This is a genomic window from Saccharomonospora cyanea NA-134 (assembly GCF_000244975.1).
Lineage (GTDB): Bacteria > Actinomycetota > Actinomycetes > Mycobacteriales > Pseudonocardiaceae > Saccharomonospora > Saccharomonospora cyanea.
Map to the genome: position 1 here is coordinate 2,355,039 of NZ_CM001440.1, position 19,473 is coordinate 2,374,511.

Sequence of the window (19,473 nt, forward strand, 5' to 3'; positions counted from 1 at the left end):
TGGTGATGGTTTCACCCGACAGCGCGGTGCCGACCCGCGACGAAGCCCCGGCAGCAGCCGCACCCGCGATGCTCGTCGACGGCCGCACGGTGCGAAGCGCCGGCACCCACGACGTCGTCGATCCCGGCACGGGGTGGGTGTTCGCCACCGCACCTCGGGGCCGTGACGCCGTGTTCGCTCAGGTCAAGGACGGGGTGCACGCCTACTCGACCGCACGCATGGGCGCTGAGGACGATCCCGGTGCGGTGGTGGACCCGCAGTGCCGGGTCCGTGGCCTCGACAACTTTCGCGTCGTCGACGCGTCGATCATGCCTAAGGTCGTCAGCGCCAACATCCATCCCACCGTGATCGCCACGGCCGAGCGGGCTGTCGGGCTGCTCCGCGGACGACCCCCGCGGACGGTCCCCAGTTGACTCGGCACGATCTCGGTAACGCGGTTGTCGCCGCCGTACCGGCGGTGTCAGCACGAGCGATCGACAAAGGAGTCCCGTGATGAGTTTTCTCGACAACGCCGCCTGGCAGGGCAAGATCTACTCGGGCGAGTGGGTGACCGGATCGGCAGGCGAAGCGAAGATCACCGAACCGGCCACCGGCGCCACCCTGGGCAGTGTCGGCATCGCCGACACCGGCGACCTCGATGCCGCGCTGTCCCGCGCCACCGAAGCCCAGCGCGCCTGGGCCGCGCTGCCGCACACCGAACGGGCGGCCGTCCTCCGGCGTGCCGGTGAGCTGTGGGAACGGCACGCCGACGAGATCGAGACGTGGATCGTGCGGGAGGCCGGGTCGCTGCGGCCGAAGGCACAGCTGGAAACGCACATCGCGGCACAGGAGTGCTACCAGTCCGCCGCGCTGCCCGCCCACCCGCTCGGCCAGGTACTGCCCAGCGAGGCCCCGAGGATGAGTTTCTCCAAGCAGGTTCCGGTCGGGGTGGTCGGTGTGATCTCACCGTTCAACTTCCCGTTGGTACTGGCCATCCGTTCGGTCGCACCGGCGCTGGCCCTCGGCAACGCCGTCGTGCTCAAGCCCGACCCCCGCACCGCCGTGTCGGGCGGGGTGACGCTGGCCCGCGTCTTCGAGGAGGCCGGGCTACCCGCGGGTGTGCTGTCGGTGCTGCCCGGCGGCGCCGACGTCGGCGCGGCGTTGGTGGAGGACCCGCGCGTGCCGGTCATCTCGTTCACCGGCTCCACCGGGGCCGGGCGCACCGTCGGTGCCAGCGCCTCTCGGAACCTGAAGAAGGTGCACCTGGAACTCGGTGGTAACTCCGCGATCGTCGTGCTCGACGACGCCGACCTCGATGCCACCGTGTCGGCCGGTGCCGCCGGGTCGTTCCTGCACCAGGGCCAGATCTGCATGACCACGGGCCGCCACCTGGTGCACGAGTCGGTGTACGAGGAGTACGTCGCGAAGCTCGCCGCGAAGGCCGAGGCACTGCCCGTGGGCGACCCCATGAGCGGGAAGGTGGCTCTCGGCCCGATCATCGACCAGGGTCAGCTCGACAAGATCCACGGTATGGTCACGGCGTCGGTCGAGGCGGGTGCGCGCCTGGCCGCGGGCGGCACGTACGAGGGCCTGTTCTACCGGCCGACAGTGCTCGCCGACGTGCCCACCACCGCTCCCGCCTACGCGGACGAGGTGTTCGGCCCCGTCGCACCCGTCGTCCCGTTCGCCACCGAGGACGAAGCGGTGGCACTGGCGTCGGAGTCGGAGTACGGCCTGTCCCTGGGCATCTTCACCCGTGACATCGGCAGGGGCCTCGAACTCGCCGAGGCGATCCCCACCGGTATCGCGCACATCAACGACCAGACCGTCGGCGACGAGGCGAACATCCCGTTCGGCGGTTTCGGGGCCTCCGGTAACGGCATGCGTTTCGGTGGTGCGACCCACAACATCGAGGCGTTCACCGAGACGCGCTGGATCACTGCGCGCCGGGACGTAGCCGGCTATCCATTCTGACCGTCACTCCTCCCCTTAGGAACCGTCCATGACCCTCATCGCTGAGGAAGGCGCCACGAGCGATGCCGCTCGGAGCAAGGAAGCTCGGCGCGTGGTGCTGTCGGGTTATCTCGGCAGCACCATCGAGTTCTACGACTTCATCCTCTACGCCACAGCATCCTCTGTGGTCTTCGGGCCGGTGTTCTTCAACGACCTCAGCCCGACCGTCGCGTTGATCGCGTCCTACGCGACCTTCGCCACCGGCTATGTCTCCCGTCCTCTCGGCGGGATCCTGTTCGGTCACTTCGGGGACCGGGTGGGCCGCAAGAAGATGCTGATCCTCTCCATGGTGATCATGGGGATGGTGTCGTTCCTGATCGGACTGGTACCCGCCATTCCGACGTGGGGAGCGGTGATGCTGGTCGTGTTACGGGCGATCCAGGGGATCGCCATCGGTGGCGAGTGGGGAGGCTCGGCACTGATGGCACTGGAGCACGTCAAGGGACGGCACCGCGGTTTCGCGTCCTCGTTCGCCAACGCAGGTGGGCCGACCGGTGCGCTGCTGGGCACCGTGGCGTTGTCGCTGGCCGCGTCACTGCCCGAGGAGCAGTTCCTGTCCTGGGGCTGGCGGATCCCCTTCCTGTTCTCGGCGGTGCTGCTGGTCGTGGGCCTGTTCGTCCGCAAGCGGGTGTCGGAAAGCCCGCTGTTCGAGGAGGCGATGCGGGTGCAGGACGAGCAGCGGACGGAGAGGGAGCCGATACCGCTGCTGGCGATCCTGCGGAGGCCGAGGAACCTGCTGCTGGCCGGACTGGTCGTCACCGCGGGTTTCGTGATCCAGGCGTTGTTCTCGACCTTCGGCGTCAACTATGCCGTCAGTCACGGGATCAGCGAGTCCGCGGGGCTCCAAGCGTTCGCGATCAGCCAGTTCTTCGCGATCTTCGCCATTCTGGGTGCCGCGTCGCTGTCCGACCGCCTCGGTAGGAGAAAGGTCATCTTCGCCGGTCTGGTCGGCATGATCGCGTTGACGTACCCGGTGTTCCTGCTGATGGGATCGGGGAACACGGTGTTGGTGATCGTCGGGTTCCTGCTGGCGTTGTCGCTGTGCCAGTCACTGACGTTCGGGCCGATGGCCGCCTTCGTGTCCGAGCAGTTCGGAACCAGGTCCCGCTACACCGGGGCGTCTCTCGGATACCAGATCGGCAGCCTGCTCGGTGCCGGGTTCACGCCGGTGATCGTGGCGTCTCTGGCGGCGGCCGCCGGGGGGTCCGTCACGTACGTGATGCTGTTCCTCGTCGCGATGTGCCTGCTGAGTCTCGCGGCGCTGCACTTCGTCGAGGAGACCAAGGACAACGACCTCTCCCGGCAGAACTGAGTCCGTCCCGGTGCGGGTGGTGGTCCGCCGTCACCCGCACCGGGAGTTCGACGACCACGCCCTGCCGGTCAGCCCACCGGCCCGGCCGTGCGACGGCTTGCCCCAGCTGTGGCGGGTCGAGCATTTCCAACAGCCGCTACCGGTGGCGACCGCCGTCTCGTGAGCGCCTGTTCCGTCGCCGTGAACTCCAAGGCGGTGGGCGCGTCGGAACCACGTAAGCGGGCGCGGTCCCGGTACGCGGGCACGCACGAGTTCCACGGCGTCCGCTTCGGACCGCAAGTGCAGGTGGAGCGTCGCCCCGAAGATCCGGCCGCACGGGCGACGGCTCGGCGGTGACGGGGTAGCCGCTCGATTCCGACGCCGGTCGAGCAGGACGCGAACGAGACGGTGAATGATCTGTGTCCCGCGAGGAGTAGGGCTGCGCGAGGCTGGTACTCGACCAGTAGACCTCTGCCGTCCGTGACCGACGTGGTGAGGTGTTTCCACCGCGTCGGCCACGGATCGGGCGCTGGACAACGCTCTGTCGGTGTCCACTGTGACCACCGGACCGCGGTGATACCGAAGGCGACCGGCTTTCAGTAGGTGAGCCCGTGCCCGAACGGGTAGTGCTCGCCGAGGGTCACCGGCAGTCTCCCACCGGGTTGGGCGCCGAACACGACGTCCAGGCCTGCCAGCACCGCGCTCCGTGAGGGGGAGCCCCACAGGTCGACGGCATAGGTCGCGACCGCCCCGTCCACGTCGCCGTAGTCGGTGAGCTCGTACGGGAGTCCGAGCGAGAGCACGACGACGGGTGTGTCCGTGGCTGCCAGCGCCTCCACGAGTTCGACCTGCTGGGCCGGTGGCGTGGCCTTGGAGAACGTTCCGACGATGACGACGTCAGCGGCTTCCGCTGCCCGCACGACCTCGTCGATCTTCGCCTCGCTCGGTTGACTGCCGAACCGCCAGCCGTGGTCGGCGACTGTCGCCCCGGTTCGGGCCTCGGTCTCGGACACCAGGTTCGGAAGCTGATCAGCGGTTCCGCCGTGGGTGACGCCGGTGACGACGATTCGCTGTGATCCGTCGGTAGACAAGGGCAGGGTGCCGTCATTGGCGACCAGGGTCACCGACTCGCGACTGATGTGTTCGGCCGCGTCCAGGCTTTCGGGCGTGCCGAAAGCCGCGGCGGCCCGTGCGGGGTCGACGTACCGGTCGCGGAACAACCCGTACTCGCACTTCAACTCGATGACGCGCCGCACCGACTGGTCCAGTCGTTTCCGGGTGATCTCACCCGACCGCACCGCGGCGAGGATGGCGTCGTACGACTCGTCGTCACTGGCCATGATCATGTCCGCGCCGGCCTGGAACGCCATCACCGCTGCGCCGCCCATGCCCCATCGCTCGCGGATCGCGGCCATCGACATGGAATCGGTGACGATCAGTCCGTCGAAACCCATCTCCTCGCGGAGCAACCCGGTCAGCACCTTCTTGGAAAGGGTCGCGGGCAGCTCGGGATCGACGGCCTCGACCACGACGTGCGCGGTCATGATCGAGTCGGCGCCCGCGTCGATGGCGGCCTTGAACGGCGCCAGGTGCACTCGCTCCAGAGTTTCGCGGTCGTACGACACCGTGGGCAGGTGGGTGTGCGAATCCAGGCTGGTGTCACCGTGGCCGGGGAAATGCTTGGGCATCGCGATCACGCCGTTCGCCTGGTACGCCTTCACCTGCGCGGCGATCATCTCCGACACCAGACCGGTGTCCTCGCTGAACGACCTGACTCCGATCACCGGGTTCTCCGGATTGGTGTTCACGTCGGCGACCGGCGCGATGTTCATCGCGAACCCCACGGCGCGGGCCTCATGGGCCGTGATCCGCGCGCTCGTCGTACCCGCCGCGATGTCCCGGGTGGCGCCGAGTCCCATCGGGTAGGGCAGCGGGGTGGCCACGCCGCGGCCGGGCCCCATGACGGAGAACCTGTGCGCGGCGCCGATCTCCATGTCCATCGTCGGCAGTACCGGGATGCCGAGCCGGGTGTCGGCCGCCCACTCCTGCAACTGGTTGGTGTAGCGCGCCGCGTGCTCCGGTCCGTGCAGCGTCCCACCGTTGAAGTTGAACGCACCGTAGCCGCGCTCCTGGATCCGGCGTCGTTCCAGCTCCGTCGGCCCGTCCGCCGTCGACTGTGCGACCCACGGAACGAACAGCTGACCGACCTTCTCCACGTCGGTGGCCCGGGCGGTCAGGCTACGAGCGAGGCCTTCGCACGCCGCGCCGGGCACCGCGGCGGCCGGGAGCGTGGTTCCCTCGGCCATCGACGCTCCACCGGGCAGGACCACGGTGGGAACCATCGCCAGCAGGGCGGCGGTGACGACTCTGACGGTGTGTCTCCTGGCAAGCCCCGGCATCCGCGCTCCTTCACTGGATTCTGCGTGATCGTGCGCAAAAGTAGTCCGGATCAAGCACATTCACAACGAATCTGCTCGATTCGCTCGAATCGAGTGCCGCTACGGCAAGCGGTTCCGGCTCGGTGCTCGTCGGATGTGGTGGTGCTGAAGCGGGAACTGGTTCAGCGCATGGGAGCCAGCCCCCAGCGCGTCTCTGCCTGGACGTTCCGTTGGTGTCGAGGGGCGCGGGAAGGACACGGATCGTGTTCGGGTGGTGACTGGTTACGGATAGTAGGGCCATTCGGCTCAATGGGTGATCTGGCTTGCGGGCTAGTGACCCTCCGTCACTGGCACTCATTTTTCCCGAGGCTGTCCCGGTTTCAATTCTCTGGACGTAGTCTTGCGTGACTTTTCGCCCTGAGTGCGCCCCGGGAGTCCGAGTGAGAGTGACCGCACCACCTGATTTGCCCTGCTCACAGAGTTCCCTGGGACGCGGCTGACGATGGTCGGGGGGATTGTCGGCCGGTTCGCCGACACCGTTGGCCGCTGCGCCACGCGTACCGCGGTCGCCACCGACACCGGCGAGGTCACCTACACCCGATTGGCGGAACTGGCTGGTGGGCGGGCCCGGCTCCTGACCGACGCGGGAGCGCGGTCCGGTACCCGGGTGGGTCTGGTCACCGGACACGGCACCGACTCGATCGCCGCCATCCTCGGGACGCTGGCCGCCCGGTGCGTCTACGTGCCGCTCGACCCGGAGTTCCCGACCGCCCGGCTCGAACACCAGCTCACTGCGGCGGACGTGGAGGTCCTGCTCACCACGCCGGAGTACGCGGCGGTGGCCGCCGCCCTCGCACACGGCAGCGACCGCCACGTGGTGGTCGCCGATGGCGACCTCACCGCTCCGTTTCCCGCCGAGGGGCTCGGGACGGCCGCCGACGAGCTCGCGTACGTGTTGTTCACGTCCGGCTCCACGGGAAAGCCCAAAGCGATCGCGCAGACCCACCGCAACCTGGCGCACGTGGTGGACAACCAGATCGCAAGCCTCGCGATCACCGAGTCCGACCGGCTGAGCCTGCTGGCGTCGTTCTCCTTCGACGCCGCGATCCCCGACCTCTTCCCGGCACTGCTGACCGGCGCCACCGTGGTCCCGGTGGACGTCCGTACCCACGGGATCGACCACACCGTGCGCGCCCTCGCCAGGCACGCCGTCACCGTCTACCACTCGACGCCGACGGTGTACCGGTACCTGCTCGACACCCTGGGAGACGGCCGGTTGCCGGCCGTGCGGACCGTGTTGCTCGGAGGCGAGCAAGCCACCTACGACGACGTCCGGCGCGGCGCGGACCGGTTCGCGCCCGACTGCGTTTTCGTCAACGGCTACGGCGCCACCGAGGTCACTTTCGCGGCGCAGTACCACCTACCCGTCGCCGAACTCGACCCCTGGGCGAGCGGGCCGTTGCCCATCGGAGCAGCTCTGCCCGGTTTCGCGCTCGACCTGCACCCCGAGACCGGGGAGATCGAGGTCCGCGGACACCACCTGCTCACCGGCTACCTCGACGGTGACACCGCCGCGTTCGGAACGACCGAGGACGGTCGCCGCCGGTACCGGACCGGCGACCTGGGGCGGCGTGAGGAGGACGGGACGCTGGTCTGCCTGGGCAGGCTCGACCGCCAGGTGAAGGTGCGTGGCTTCCGGGTGGAACCCGGCGAGGTCGAGGCATGCCTGACCGAGGTTGCCGGAGTGTCGTCAGCGCGGGTCATCGCGCGCGACGGTGTGCTCCTGGGATACGTGATCGTGGCCGACGGTGTCGACCGTCCGGAACCGGCCGACCTGCGCGCGGCCGTGGCCCGGCGGCTGCCCGGCTACGCCGTGCCCGCCGCCGTGACCGTCGTGGCCGAGTTCCCCCTCACCGTCACGGGCAAGGTGGACGAGCGGGCCCTGCCCGATCCCCGTTTCGACACCGGCGGCACCGACGACGTCGCCGCTGCGGCGGAACCGATGACCGAGACCGAGCGGCAGGTGCACGACATCTGGTGTGCCGTGCTGGGCCGGGACCGCGTAGGCCTGTCGGAAGGTTTCTTCGACGTCGGCGGGCACTCGTTGTTGCTCGGCGAGGTGCAGGTCCGGCTGCGGGCCCGCTTCGGTGTGGACGTGGCGCTGGTGGACCTGTTCGCGCATCCCACCGTCACCACGCAGGCGGACCATCTCGACGAGGTGATGGCCGGAAGGTTCGTTCCGGAAGAGCGTCATGCGGCACCGCCCTTCGACGACGGCGGCGACGGTGAGACGCCCAGTGACCTGATCGCCGTGGTCGGCCTCGGAGGCCGGTTCCCCGGAGCGCCGGACGTGGCGTCGTTCTGGTGGAACCTGTGCGCGGGCGTGGACTCGATCCACGACTACAGCGACGGGGAACTGGACGCCCTCGGCATCGGCGCGTCCCTGCGCGCCGACCCCGACTACGTGCGAGCGGGAGGGCGGCTCGACGGACTGGAGGAGTTCGACGCCGGGTTCTTCGGGTTCACCGAAGAGGAAGCAGCCCTCACCGACCCGCAGCACCGGTTGTTCCTGGAGGCCGCCTGGCAGGCACTGGAGGACGCGGGCCGGGACCCGGCGACCGAGGCGGGCCCGGTCGGGGTGTTCGCGGCGAGTTCGGTGAACCGGTACTTCCTGTTCCACCTGTTCGGCAATCCCGAGGTCACCGGCCACGTGGATCAAGACGACTGGGAGGCGCACCTGCTGGGCCGCCAGCTCACCGACCACCTTCCGGGCCAGGTGGCGTATCGGCTGGGCCTCACCGGCCCGACGCTGGCGGTGCAGAGCGCGTGCTCCAGTTCGCTCGCGGCGGTGTGCACGGCCGCGCAGAACCTCGCCGACTACCGGTGCGACCTCGCCCTCGCCGGGGGCGTGAGCGTCACCTGGCCCCGGTCGCGGCGTGGCCCGATGACATCGGCGGACGGCCGGTGCCGGGCCTTCGACGTGGCCGCTGACGGCGCCGGGTTCGGATCCGGGGTCGGCGTCGTCGCGTTGCGCAGGCTCGCCGACGCGCTCGCCGACGGCGACCACGTCTACGCGGTGTTGCCGGGCTGGGCGATGACCAACGACGGTGCGAACCGCGCGGGCTACGCGGTGCCGAGCCCGGCGGGGCAGGCGGCGGCGATCTCCGAAGCGCTGGCGATCGCTCAGGTGGAGCCGCACCGGGTCGGTTTCGTCGAGGCCCACGGCAGTGGCACCCCGCTCGGTGACGCGATCGAGGTCGAGGCCCTCAACCGGGTCTTCGCCGAAGCCGCGCCCGCACGGGAACGCGCGCTGGGGTCGGTGAAGACCAACATCGGTCACCTCGACGCGGCCTCCGGCATCGCCGGGCTGATGAAGGCCGTGCTCGCGGTGCGGTACGGGGTCATCCCGCCGAACCTGCATTTCACGAGTCCGCATCCGGAAGTCCGGCTCGACGGTGGCCCGTTCTCGGTGCCCACCAAACCGATCGACTGGACTGGTGACGAGCCGCGCGTGGCGGGCGTGAACTCCGTCGGCGTCGGCGGCGCCAACGTGCACGTGGTGGTGCGGCAGGCCCCACCGCCCGTTCCCGCCGTCACAGCGCCGGGACCACACGTGCTGCCCCTGTCGGCACGGGACCGCACCGCGCTCCGGCAGGCCGTGGCCCGCCTGCGCGATCATCTCACCAGCACCGCGCCGCCGCCCGCGCTCGCCGACGTGGCCTACACACTCGCCGTCGGGCGGCGGGCCTTCGGCTGCCGGGCCGCGGTGGTGGCGGAGACGTTGCCCGACGCGATCACCGCGCTCGACCGGCTCCTCGACGAGGACACCGACCTCGCAGGGGAAGCGGGACCGGTGTCGGACGAGGCGGCCCGCTGGGTGGCGGGCGACGAGGTGGACTGGGCCGCGCACTGGCAGGACCGCTCCGCTCACCGGATCCCGCTGCCGACCTATGCGTTTCAACGTCGCAGACATTGGATCGACCCACCGGTGAAGGGTGCTCGTGGATAGCTGGTTCTTTACTCGTCGACCCAGGCCGGACGCCGCTGTCCGGCTGTACTGCCTGCCCTATGCCGGTGGCGGGGCGAGCGTGTTCCATGACTGGCCCGATCTCGTCGGGCCGGACGTCGAGGTCCATGCGGTCGCCCTGCCCGGCCGGGAACGGCGGTTCGGTGAGGACCCGGAGTTCGACCTCACCGAACTGGCCGAGGCGTTCGCCGCCCACGACGACAGCCGCCCGTTCGCGCTCTACGGGCATTCACTCGGCGGGCTGGTCGGATTCGAGGTGATCCGGTGGCTGCGCCGGACCGGCGCACGGCTGCCGGTGCGGCTGTACGCCGGCGCCTGCCGGGCGCCGCACGTCCGCACCCCGGGCCCGTTTCTGGGGTTGTCCCGGTTGCCTGACGACGAACTCGTCCGTCAGGTCGCCGACGGTGGCGGGATCCCGGCGGAAGTGCTCGCCGAACCGGAGCTGATGGAGTTGGTGCTGCCCGCGTTGCGGGCGGACTTCGCCCGGATCGACGACTACGAGTACGTACCCGGGCCTCCGATCGAGGTGCCCGTGGTGGCTTTCGCCGGGCGCACCGACCACGCCGTGCCGCTGGACCAGGTGCGCGCGTGGGCGCCGCACACCGCCGCGGGGTTCCACCTGACCGTGCTCGACGGCGGTCACTTCTTCCTGCGCGAGTCCTGTGAGGAGCTGGTCGCCGCGCTGAGCGCCGATCTGCGCGCCGCCGTCGCGGTGCGAGGGGAGTGAAGCAGGTCCGAGTCCGATCCGAACGAACAGGGGGAGTGTGGGTGGACGAGACCACACCGACGGTGGCCGCCCAAGGGGTACCGCTGTCCTTTCCGGAGACCACGCTGGCGGATCTGGTCCTCGCGCAGGCCGACAGGAACCCGGACGCGCTCGCCGTGCGCCAGTGGGACGTCCGGCTCACCTACCGCGAGCTCGTGGCCGACGCCTGGCGGGTCGCGGGTGTGCTGCGCGAGCACGGGGTGGGACGCCGGACACGCGTAGGCGTGTGCAACGACCGCACCCCCGCCCTGGTGTCCACTGTGCTCGGTGTGTTGCTGGCAGGCGGCTGTTACGTACCCCTGGAACCGGGTGGTCCGGCCACCCGGCAGGCCGAGATCCTGACCGACGCGGGTGTGTCGCTGGTGATCGGAGACGCCGCCGTGGCGGAGTTCGGCGCGGTGCCGGGCGTGCGCGCCGTGGACCTGCCGCGTGACGGTGCCGTCGAGCCGTTCGAGTGCCCGGCGAAGGCCGACGACACCGCTCACGTGCTCTACACCTCCGGGTCGACGGGCCGCCCCAAGGGAGTGCTCACCACACACCGCAACATCGTCGCGTTCGTCACCGGCTGGGCCGAGGTGTTCGGGGTCGGACCCACGACACGGGGACTCGGGATCGCGTCGCCGAACTTCGACGCGTTCACCATCGACGTCTTCGTGCCGTTGGCACAGGGCGGGGCCGTGCAGTTGCTCGGAACCGCCGACCGGGCCGACCCGGAACGACTACGCCGGTTCGTGACCGAACACGAGGTCGACCACGGCTTCATCACACCGACGCTGTTGGCCCTGCTCGACCCCGCCGCCGTGCCCGGCTGGCGGACCATCGCCTGTGGTGGTGAGCCGGTGCCCGCGGAGCTGGCGGCACGCTGGGCTCCGGGACGACGATTCGTCAACGCCTACGGTCCCACCGAGACCACCGTCGTCGTGCTGACCCACGAGGTCGGTGACACACCGGTCGATCCGGTGCCCATCGGCAGGCCGACACCGAACCACCGCGCGTACGTGGTGGACTCCCACCTCACGCCCGTGCCGCCGGGCGAGGTGGGGGAGTTGCTCATCGGTGGCCCCGGTGTGGCGCACGGCTACCTCGGCAATCCGGAGCTGACCCGGCAACGGTTCGTCGCCGATCCGAGCGCCGGGTTCTCCGGTGAGCGGGTCTACCGCACCGGTGATCTGGTGCGGCTGCGTGACGGACTGATCGAATTCGTCGGCCGGGCCGACCGGCAGGTCAAGGTGCGAGGCCAGCGAATCGAGCTGGGTGAGGTGGAAGCCGCGCTCGCGGACGTGCCGGGCGTGAACGCCGCCGCCGTCGAGGCGGTCACGGGAGCCGGTGGCACCCGGCTCGTCGCGTTCGTGGCGCCGGAGAGCGCACCGGCCGACGAGGACCTGCACGCTCTCTCGGGAGGGCGGCTGACCGGGGCCATGCGGCCCGCCGTGATCCGGCGGCTGGCGACCCTGCCGTACGACGCGGCGTCCGGGAAGCTGAACCGCCGTGCTCTGCGGGCCATGGCGGAGCAGGCTCTGCCGAGCGGCGACGGTACCGGTGAGGACATCGCGGTCGCTCACACGGACTCGTCGATCGAGCGGGTCGTGGCCGACGTGTGGAGCCGCGTGCTCGGCACGGACGCCGGCGGGGACTTCCTCCTCGCCGGGGGCGACTCGATCTCGGCGATGCGTCTGGTGGCCGCGCTGCGGGCCGAACTCGCCACCGACGTCACCGTCGAGGACGTCCTGAACGGGCGAACGCTTTCCGGCCTCACTCGGCGGGTCGCGGAGGCACCCGCGCTCACCGGGCCGGACCTGAGCACAGGCAACCCGCCGACGCTGTCGCCGTCGCAACGACGACTGTGGTTTCTCGACCAGCTCGCCCCGGACGCCGCGCCGTACAACATCGCGATCGCCTTCCGGATCACCGGGAACCTCGACGTCACCGCGTTGCGGTCGGCGTTGCGGGCGGTGTCGGAGCGCCACGACGTGCTGCGGTGGCGGATCCGCTCGACCGGTGGGGTGCCGCGGGCCGAGTGCCTTCCGGCGACCGACGTCCCCTTGCCCGTCGTCTCGCTCGACGACCGCGGCGACAGCGGTGACATCGGCGACATCAGTGACAGTGACGACCGGGCGGCCGTCGTGCGGCGCAGGCTCGCGGCCGACGCCGCGACGCCGGTGAAACTGGACAGCGAACCGCCGTGGCGGGCCACGCTGTACCGACTCGGAGCCGACGAACACGTCCTCGGGCTCACCCTGCACCACGCGGTGTTCGACGGTTGGTCACAGAATCTGCTGTGTGCCGACCTCGCCGCCGCCTACACCGGCCGGTCCCTGTCCCGCACCGAGGTGGGCTTCGCCGACTACGCCACCTGGCGGGCCGAACGGGACCGGCGGCGCGAACCGGTGGACCTGGCATGGTGGGCCGACCGGTTGAAGGATGCGCCGACGACCCTGGAGCTGCCGAGGGACCGGCCGCGTCCCGCCGTGCAGACCTACCGTGGCGCGAGTCTGTCCCGACCGTTCCCCGACGGTGCGGCACAGGCCGTGCGGGAGGTGGCCACCGCCGCGGGCACCACGGTCGCCGGGGTGTTGCTCGCCGGGTTCGGCCACCTGCTGCACCGGCTCACCGGCTCGACGGACCACCTGGTCGCCACCGTCGTCGCCGACCGGCAGCTCGCGGCCTGCCAGGAGGTGGCCGGATTCTTCGTCGACATCCTGCCGGTTCGGCTGCACACGGACGAGACCGCGAGCTTCGTCACCCAGGCACGGCGGTGCGGCGAGGAACTGCTGTCCGCCACCGCGCACCCCGCCGCGTCGATCGAACGACTGGTCACGGAGCTCGGTGTCGACCGCGACGCCTCGCGCGCGCCGCTGGTGCAGGTGATGTTCAACGTCCTCAACTTCGCCGAACCACGGCTGCACCTGTCGGGGACGAGGGCCGAATGGATACCGGTGGACAAACCGGGCTCGCCGTTCGACCTCACCGTCTACGTCACCGAGCACGGCATCGAACTGCTGTACAACCCCGACCTGTTCGACGCCGCCCGCATGGCGGGACTGGCCGAGGACTACCTGGGGATGGTGGCCGCGCTCGCGACCGCGCCCGAGCGTCCCGTGGGCGAGGGCGCGCCGGAGTTGCCGCGCCCGGCGGTGCGGGAGTTCGCACCCGGTGCCCGCGCCGTCCGCCCTACGGTGCGGCAGGGGGGAGCGGGCGAGGCGGACACCGCCGACCCGGCCGCGGTCGCCGCCACCGAACGGACGCTGTCGGCGATCTGGTGCGACGTCCTCGGGGTGGCCTCCGTCCGTCCCACCGACAACTTCTTCGACGCCGGCGGTCACTCGATGGCGATGGCGGAGGTCCACGCCAGGGTCTGCGCCCAGCTCGGTCGCGCGATCCCGCTGGTCGACCTGTTCACCCACCCCAACATCCGGGCGCTGGCCGCCCACCTGCACGGAACCGCCCGCGCTGACCGGACCGCGCGCACGGCCGGACGACTGGCGGCTCGGCGCGACCGCCTGCAGTCCCGAAGACCACGACGGGCAGGCCGCCCGAGAAGCACCCCCGAGAAGGAGCAGTGACGTGACCCAGCCGAACCCCGAGCCCGACGTCGACACCGACGCGCCGGGCGTCGAACCGATCGCCGTCGTGGGCATGGCCGCCCGCGTCCCGGGGGCGGCCGACCTGACCGAGTTCTGGCGCAACCTCGTCGACGGAGTCGAATCGGTCACCCCCGCCGGCCGTGAGGAACTGCTGGCACGCGGTGCCAAGCCCGAGGACCTCGACGACCCGAGCTGGGTCAACGCCACCACCGTCGTGGAGGAGTTCGACCACTTCGATGCCGAGCTCTTCGGCATGACCAGCAGGGAAGCCGAGATCACCGACCCGCAGCACCGGGTCTTCCTGGAGTCCTGCCACGCGGCGCTGACGGACGCGGGCTACGACCCGGCGCGGTACGCGGGCTCCATCGGCGTGTACGGCGGCGCGGGGCAGACGTCCTACCTGATCGAGAACCTGTTCCGGAACCAGCGGATCATGGACTCCCAGCACGGTGGCATCGGTATCGCCACCGGCAACCAGCCCAGCTACCTCACCACGTCGGTGTCGTACAAGCTGAACCTGCGCGGCCCGAGCCTCGCCGTCTACACGGCGTGCTCGACGTCGCTGGTGGCGGTACACCTGGCATGCGAGGCGCTGCGCAACGGCGAGTGCGACATGGCGCTGGCGGGCGGGGTGAACCTGGAGATCCCACACGGAGTCGGCTACCTCGGAGTGGACGGCTTCACCTCACCGGACGGGCACGTGCGCGCGTTCGACGCCGAAGCCAACGGCACCGTGTGGGGCAGCGGTGCCGGGGTCGTGCTGCTCAAACGCCTGTCCGCCGCGCTCGTCGACGGCGACCACATCCGCGCCGTGATCCGCGGCAACGCCATCAACAACGACGGTGCCACCAAGGTCGGCTTCTCGGCGCCGAGCGTGTCCGGTCAGATCGACGCCATCGCCGACGCCGTCGCGATGTCCGGTGTGGACCCACGCACGATCACCTACGTCGAGAGCCACGGCACCGGAACCGCGCTGGGCGACCCGATCGAGATCACCGCCTTGTCCACCGTGTACGCGGAGGGCGTGGCCGACACCGGGTGGTGTGCGATCGGGTCGGTCAAGTCCAACATCGGGCACCTGTCGCAGGCGGCCGGTGTCGTCTCACTGATCAAGACGGTCCTCGCGATGGAGCACGGGCTGATCCCACCGACGATCAACTACCGGCGACCCAACCCCGCCATCGACTTCCCCGGCACCCCGTTCTACCCGGCCACCGAGGTGATCAAATGGGAGCCCGGGGACACGCCACGCCGGGCCGGGGTGAGTTCGTTCGGGGTCGGCGGTACCAACGCCCACGTGGTCGTGGAGGAAGCGCCGCCGACGTACCACACGAGGGAGCCGAGGTCAGCGTACCTGTTGCGCCTGTCGGCGAACTCCGCGACGGCACTGACGGCGTCGGTGGAAGCGCTGGCCGAAAGGCTCGCCGCCGACGTCGACCTCGATCTGACCGACGTGGCCTACACGCTGGGAGCGGGACGCACCGAGTACCCGCACCGGGCCGTGGTGGTGGCGCGCGACCCGGAGGACGCGGTGGACGGCCTGCGCGACCCGCGCCGCCTGACGACCGGGGTCGTCACCGACACGCGCACCGAGGTCGCGTTCCTGTTCTCCGGGCAAGGAGCCCAGTACGCCGGGATGGGCGCCGAGCTGTACCGCGGCGAACCGGTGTTCGCCACCGCTGTCGACGAGTGCGCCGCGCTGCTGGCAAGCGGTGGCGGCCTGTCCGACATTCGCGAGGTGATGTTCGACCGCGCTCACGAGCGGACACTGCGCGAGACCCGCTACACCCAACCCGCGCTGTTCGTGCTGGAATACGCTCTCACCCGGCTGTGGGGCAGCTGGGGTGTGCGACCGGCGGCCATGATCGGGCACTCGATCGGTGAATACGTGGCCGCGACCGTGGCCGGGGTGTTCTCCCTGGCCGACGCCCTGCACCTGGTGGTGCGGCGGGGCGAGCTGATGCAGTCCATGCCGCCGGGCGCGATGCTGGCCGTGCAGCTCGACGAGGCTTCCGTCGTGGCCCGGCTGCCGGAGACCCTGTCGATCGCCGGGGTGAACGGCCCGGGCACGTGCGTGGTCGCCGGGCCCGCCGACGCGGTCGCCGCGTTCGCGGGCGAGCTCAAGCGGTCCGGCGTGAACAGCCGTGAACTGGTGACCTCGCACGCGTTCCACTCGCCGATGATGGAGCCGATCCTCGACGAGTTCACCGAAGCGGTCGCGGCCGTGCCCCGGCAGGCTCCCACCGTGCGGTTCCTGTCCAACCTCACCGGCGACTGGATCACCGACGCCCAGGCCACCGATCCCGGTTACTGGGCCGCGCACCTGCGCCAGGCCGTGCGGTTCGGCGACTGCGTGCGCACGCTGTTCGAGTCGGGGCAGCGGTGGGCGCTGGTCGAGTGCGGTCCCGGCCACCAGCTGGTGGGGCTCGCGCGCGGCCAGGTGCCCAAGGGCATGCCGGTGCCGCAACCGAGTCTGCCCGGCCGCACCGACAGGCTCGGCGACGTCGAAACGCTCTACGGAACGGCCGGTGCACTGTGGACGGCTGGAGTCGACCTCGACGCCGAGGCGTTCCAGTCCGGTGGCCACCGCGTGTCGCTACCGGGTTACCCCTACGAGCGCAGGCGCTACTGGATCGACCCGGACACCACCGGCACCCAGGCGGTCACCGGGCGACCGGAGGGACCGAGCGGGCCGCTGCCGTTGAGCGAGTGGTTCGCGGTGCCGACCTGGCGGCAGGCCGAACCGGATCTGCGGCGCGAGCCGTTCGAGCGCTGCCTGGCGTTCGTCGACGACGAGGTGCTGCCCGAACTGCTGCGCGAGGCCGGGGTGAGCGTGGTGGAAGTGCGGCCCGGTGAGGCGTTCGCGGCCACGGAGGGTGGGTTCACCGTCCGGCCGGGGGAGCGCGGCGACTACGACGCGCTGCTGGCCGCGCTGGGGGACGACCGACCGGACCGGCTCGTGCACGCGTGGGCGGTGCCGGAGGCGGGCGAGCCGGTGATGGCCGCCCAGGAGCGGGGCTTCTTCAGCCTGCTGGCGCTCATCCAGGCTCTGGGAGGTGAGTCGGCGCGGCTCGACATCCTGTCCACGGGCACCACCGATGTCACCGGTACCGACCTGACGAGGCCCGAACACGCCACGCTGGCCGGCATCGCGCGGGTGGTGTCGCTGGAGAGCCCCGGCACGGTGGTGCGCCGCATCGATCTCGACCCGGCCGATCTCCGGGCCGGTGTGGTCGCCGAGCTGTTCCGACCCGCCGACGCGGTGGCCGAGGTCGCGCTGCGCGGTGGCCGCCGCTGGATGCTCGACTACGCCCAGGTGGAGGTGCCGAGCACCGACGGCGTCACACCCGCGTTGCGGGACGGCGGCCGTTACCTGATCACCGGCGGCACCGGCGGCATCGGCATCACCCTCGCCGAGCACCTCGCGAGCCGTGTGCGGGCCCGGCTGATCCTGGTGACCCGCACCGGACTGCCGCCGCGTGACGAGTGGGACGCCCACCTCGCCGAGCACGGCGGTACGAGCCGCACCGGACGGGCGATTCTGGCGATCCGCCGTATGGAGAGGGCGGGCTCGGTCGTGCGGGTGGTCGCGGCCGACGTCGCCGACACCGGTCGGCTGCGGGAGGTCCGCGCTCTGGCCGAGGCGGAGTTCGGTGGGCTCGACGGGATCGTGCACGCCGCGGGTGTGCCCGGTGGTGGTGTCGCGGAGGTCAAGGAGCGGGCTGTGGCCGAGGCCGTGCTCGCCCCGAAACTCGCGGGCACCGTGGCGCTGGCCGAGGTGTTTTCGGACCTGCCGCTGGACTTCGTCGCCCTGTGCTCGTCGGTCACCGCCGTGTCCGGCGACTTCGGCCAGGTCGACTACTGCGCGGCGAACAACTTCCTCGACGCCTACGCGCGCGGTGACCACGGGTGGCGGTGCCGCGTCGTCTCCCACAACTGGGGCGGCTGGGCCGAGGTCGGCATGGCCGCCGAGGTGGCCGCGCCGACCGCCATCCGCACCTCCGGTGGTTCGGTGGCCAGTGGTGTGGTCGAGCACCCGGTCCTGACCGCCCGCACCGAGTCCGGTTGCCACGGCCTGGTGTCGGCGGCCACGCACTGGGTGCTGGACGAACACCGTATCGGCGGCGTTCCGGTGGTGCCGGGGACCGCGCACCTGGAGACCGTGCGGGCCGCGGCGACCGAGGTGCTGCCCTCACCGGGACAGGGACATGTCGTGGAGCTGCGCGACGTGGTGTTCCTCGACCCGTTCGCGGTGCCGGACGGCGCCTCGGCGGAGTACCGCGTCGAGTTCGACGGGGCCGACTTCACGGTCACCAGCCGGATCGCGGGAGTGACCACCGTGCACGTGAAGGGCTCGGCGGGCTGGGTCGCGGCCACGCACAAGTCTGGAGTGGACACGGTGGACACGGTGGACACGGTGGACGTCGCGGGGATCACGGCGCGTTGCCGGGTGCTCGACGACGACAACGCGTTCGGCATGGGTCGCACCAGCATGGTCACCTTCGGGCCGCGTTGGGCGGCGTTGCGCACGCACTACCTGGGTGAGCGGGAGGAGCTGGCCGAGATCAGCGCCCCCGAGGCGGCGGCGGGCGACGCCGGGGCCTGGGGTCTGCACCCGGCACTGCTGGACGTGGCCACGGCGTTCGGCCGGGGCCGGGGCAGCGGCACCTACCTGCCGTTGAGCTACGGGCGCGTCGTCGTGCACGGCCCGCTGCCCAGCACGTTCACCAGCCACCTCACCTACCGCGACTCGGCCGGTGACGAGGTGATCGCGGCGGATGTGACGTTGCGCGACGAGTCGGGCAGGACCGTGGTGGAGATCGCCGACTTCGTGCTCCGGCGTGTCGACCAGGCGGCCGTGAACAGCGGGCTGAGCTCCCGCCCGGCCACACCGGACAGCGACACCGACACCGGCGGGATTCGTCCGGTGGACGGCGCCGAGGCGTTCCTGCGAGCCCTGTCGTCCGAACTCGGACCGCAGGTGGTCGTCAACACGCGCCCGGTGAGCGACCTGTTCGCCCGCCGCGTGACCACCGAGGAACTGGAGCAGGCCGGGCAGACCGACGCGCCCGCCACCCAGGAGCCGGGCCAGGGGGACGCCGACGGCTACGTCGCGCCCCGCACCGAGCTGGAGATCGAGATCGCCCGCCAGTGGGCGGAGGTCCTCGGTGTCGAGCGGATCGGGCTGCACGACGACTTCTTCGCCCTCGGCGGCAACTCGCTGGTGGCCATCCAGCTGATCGCCCAGGTGCGTAAGTCGACCGGCGCGCGGCTGGCGATGAAAGCCCTGTTCGAAGCACCCACCGTGGCCGAGCTGGCCGCGCGTATCGAGGAGCTCACCGCCGAGGCCGACCCCGCGCCGGAACGGACCACGCAGCGGACCCAGCCGGAGCAGCAGACCACCACCATCCCCAAGGTAAAGCGGTAGCGGCGAC

General features: G+C 70.9%; 8 protein-coding genes. 7 read left to right on the plus strand and 1 reads right to left on the minus strand.

The features are described from left to right. Positions 1-5 precede the first annotated feature (5 nt). The 3 genes from SACCYDRAFT_RS11140 (at position 6) to SACCYDRAFT_RS11150 (ending at position 3,304) form a co-directional block, all read left to right on the plus strand. Positions 6-413: a GMC oxidoreductase gene (locus tag SACCYDRAFT_RS11140; RefSeq protein WP_198284984.1), complete on the plus strand. Its 408-nt coding sequence runs from the start codon at positions 6-8 to the stop codon at positions 411-413. A 79-nt stretch (positions 414-492) separates the two neighbouring features. After that, positions 493-1,953, plus strand: coding sequence for a benzaldehyde dehydrogenase (locus SACCYDRAFT_RS11145; protein WP_005456227.1), 1,461 nt, complete (start codon positions 493-495; stop codon positions 1,951-1,953). A gap of 28 nt (positions 1,954-1,981) precedes the next feature. Further along, positions 1,982-3,304 (plus strand): MFS transporter, encoded by a 1,323-nt coding sequence (locus SACCYDRAFT_RS11150; RefSeq protein WP_005456228.1) that lies wholly within the window; start codon positions 1,982-1,984, stop codon positions 3,302-3,304. A 575-nt stretch (positions 3,305-3,879) separates the two neighbouring features. On the opposite strand, the gene SACCYDRAFT_RS11155 is transcribed toward SACCYDRAFT_RS11150, so the two are convergent. After that, complete coding sequence (locus SACCYDRAFT_RS11155) at positions 3,880-5,682, minus strand: glycoside hydrolase family 3 protein (protein ID WP_005456229.1); 1,803 nt, start codon at positions 5,680-5,682, stop codon at positions 3,880-3,882. 481 nt (positions 5,683-6,163) lie between these two features. Here SACCYDRAFT_RS11155 and SACCYDRAFT_RS11160 point away from each other — a divergent pair, with 481 nt between their 5' ends. From SACCYDRAFT_RS11160 to SACCYDRAFT_RS11175, 4 genes are read left to right on the plus strand one after another with little or no spacing between them, the layout of a single operon-like run. Next, the gene (locus tag SACCYDRAFT_RS11160) at positions 6,164-9,670 is read left to right on the plus strand and encodes a beta-ketoacyl synthase N-terminal-like domain-containing protein (RefSeq protein ID WP_005456230.1); all 3,507 of its coding nucleotides are present in this window, start codon (positions 6,164-6,166) and stop codon (positions 9,668-9,670) included. Then, the gene (locus SACCYDRAFT_RS11165) at positions 9,663-10,415 is read left to right on the plus strand and encodes a thioesterase II family protein (protein WP_005456231.1); all 753 of its coding nucleotides are present in this window, start codon (positions 9,663-9,665) and stop codon (positions 10,413-10,415) included. Before SACCYDRAFT_RS11160 ends, SACCYDRAFT_RS11165 begins: the two co-directional genes overlap by 8 nt. A 41-nt stretch (positions 10,416-10,456) precedes the next feature. Next, on the plus strand, positions 10,457-14,017 hold the full coding sequence (locus SACCYDRAFT_RS11170) for a non-ribosomal peptide synthetase (RefSeq protein WP_005456232.1): 3,561 nt from the start codon (positions 10,457-10,459) through the stop codon (positions 14,015-14,017). Position 14,018: 1 nt separating this feature from the next. Beyond that, positions 14,019-19,466, plus strand: a complete 5,448-nt coding sequence (locus SACCYDRAFT_RS11175) for a type I polyketide synthase (RefSeq protein ID WP_005456233.1) — start codon at positions 14,019-14,021, stop codon at positions 19,464-19,466. Positions 19,467-19,473: the final 7 nt, after the last annotated feature.

Excerpts from the sequence above, each read along its gene's own strand:
- SACCYDRAFT_RS11145 (WP_005456227.1), top strand. The coding sequence starts at position 493 with ATGAGTTTTCTCGACAACGCCGCCTGGCAGGGCAAGATCTACTCGGGC.
- SACCYDRAFT_RS11155 (WP_005456229.1), bottom strand. The coding sequence starts at position 5,682 with ATGCCGGGGCTTGCCAGGAGACACACCGTCAGAGTCGTCACCGCCGCC.
- SACCYDRAFT_RS11160 (WP_005456230.1), top strand. The coding sequence starts at position 6,164 with ATGGTCGGGGGGATTGTCGGCCGGTTCGCCGACACCGTTGGCCGCTGC.
- SACCYDRAFT_RS11150 (WP_005456228.1), top strand. The coding sequence starts at position 1,982 with ATGACCCTCATCGCTGAGGAAGGCGCCACGAGCGATGCCGCTCGGAGC.
- SACCYDRAFT_RS11140 (WP_198284984.1), top strand. The coding sequence starts at position 6 with ATGGTTTCACCCGACAGCGCGGTGCCGACCCGCGACGAAGCCCCGGCA.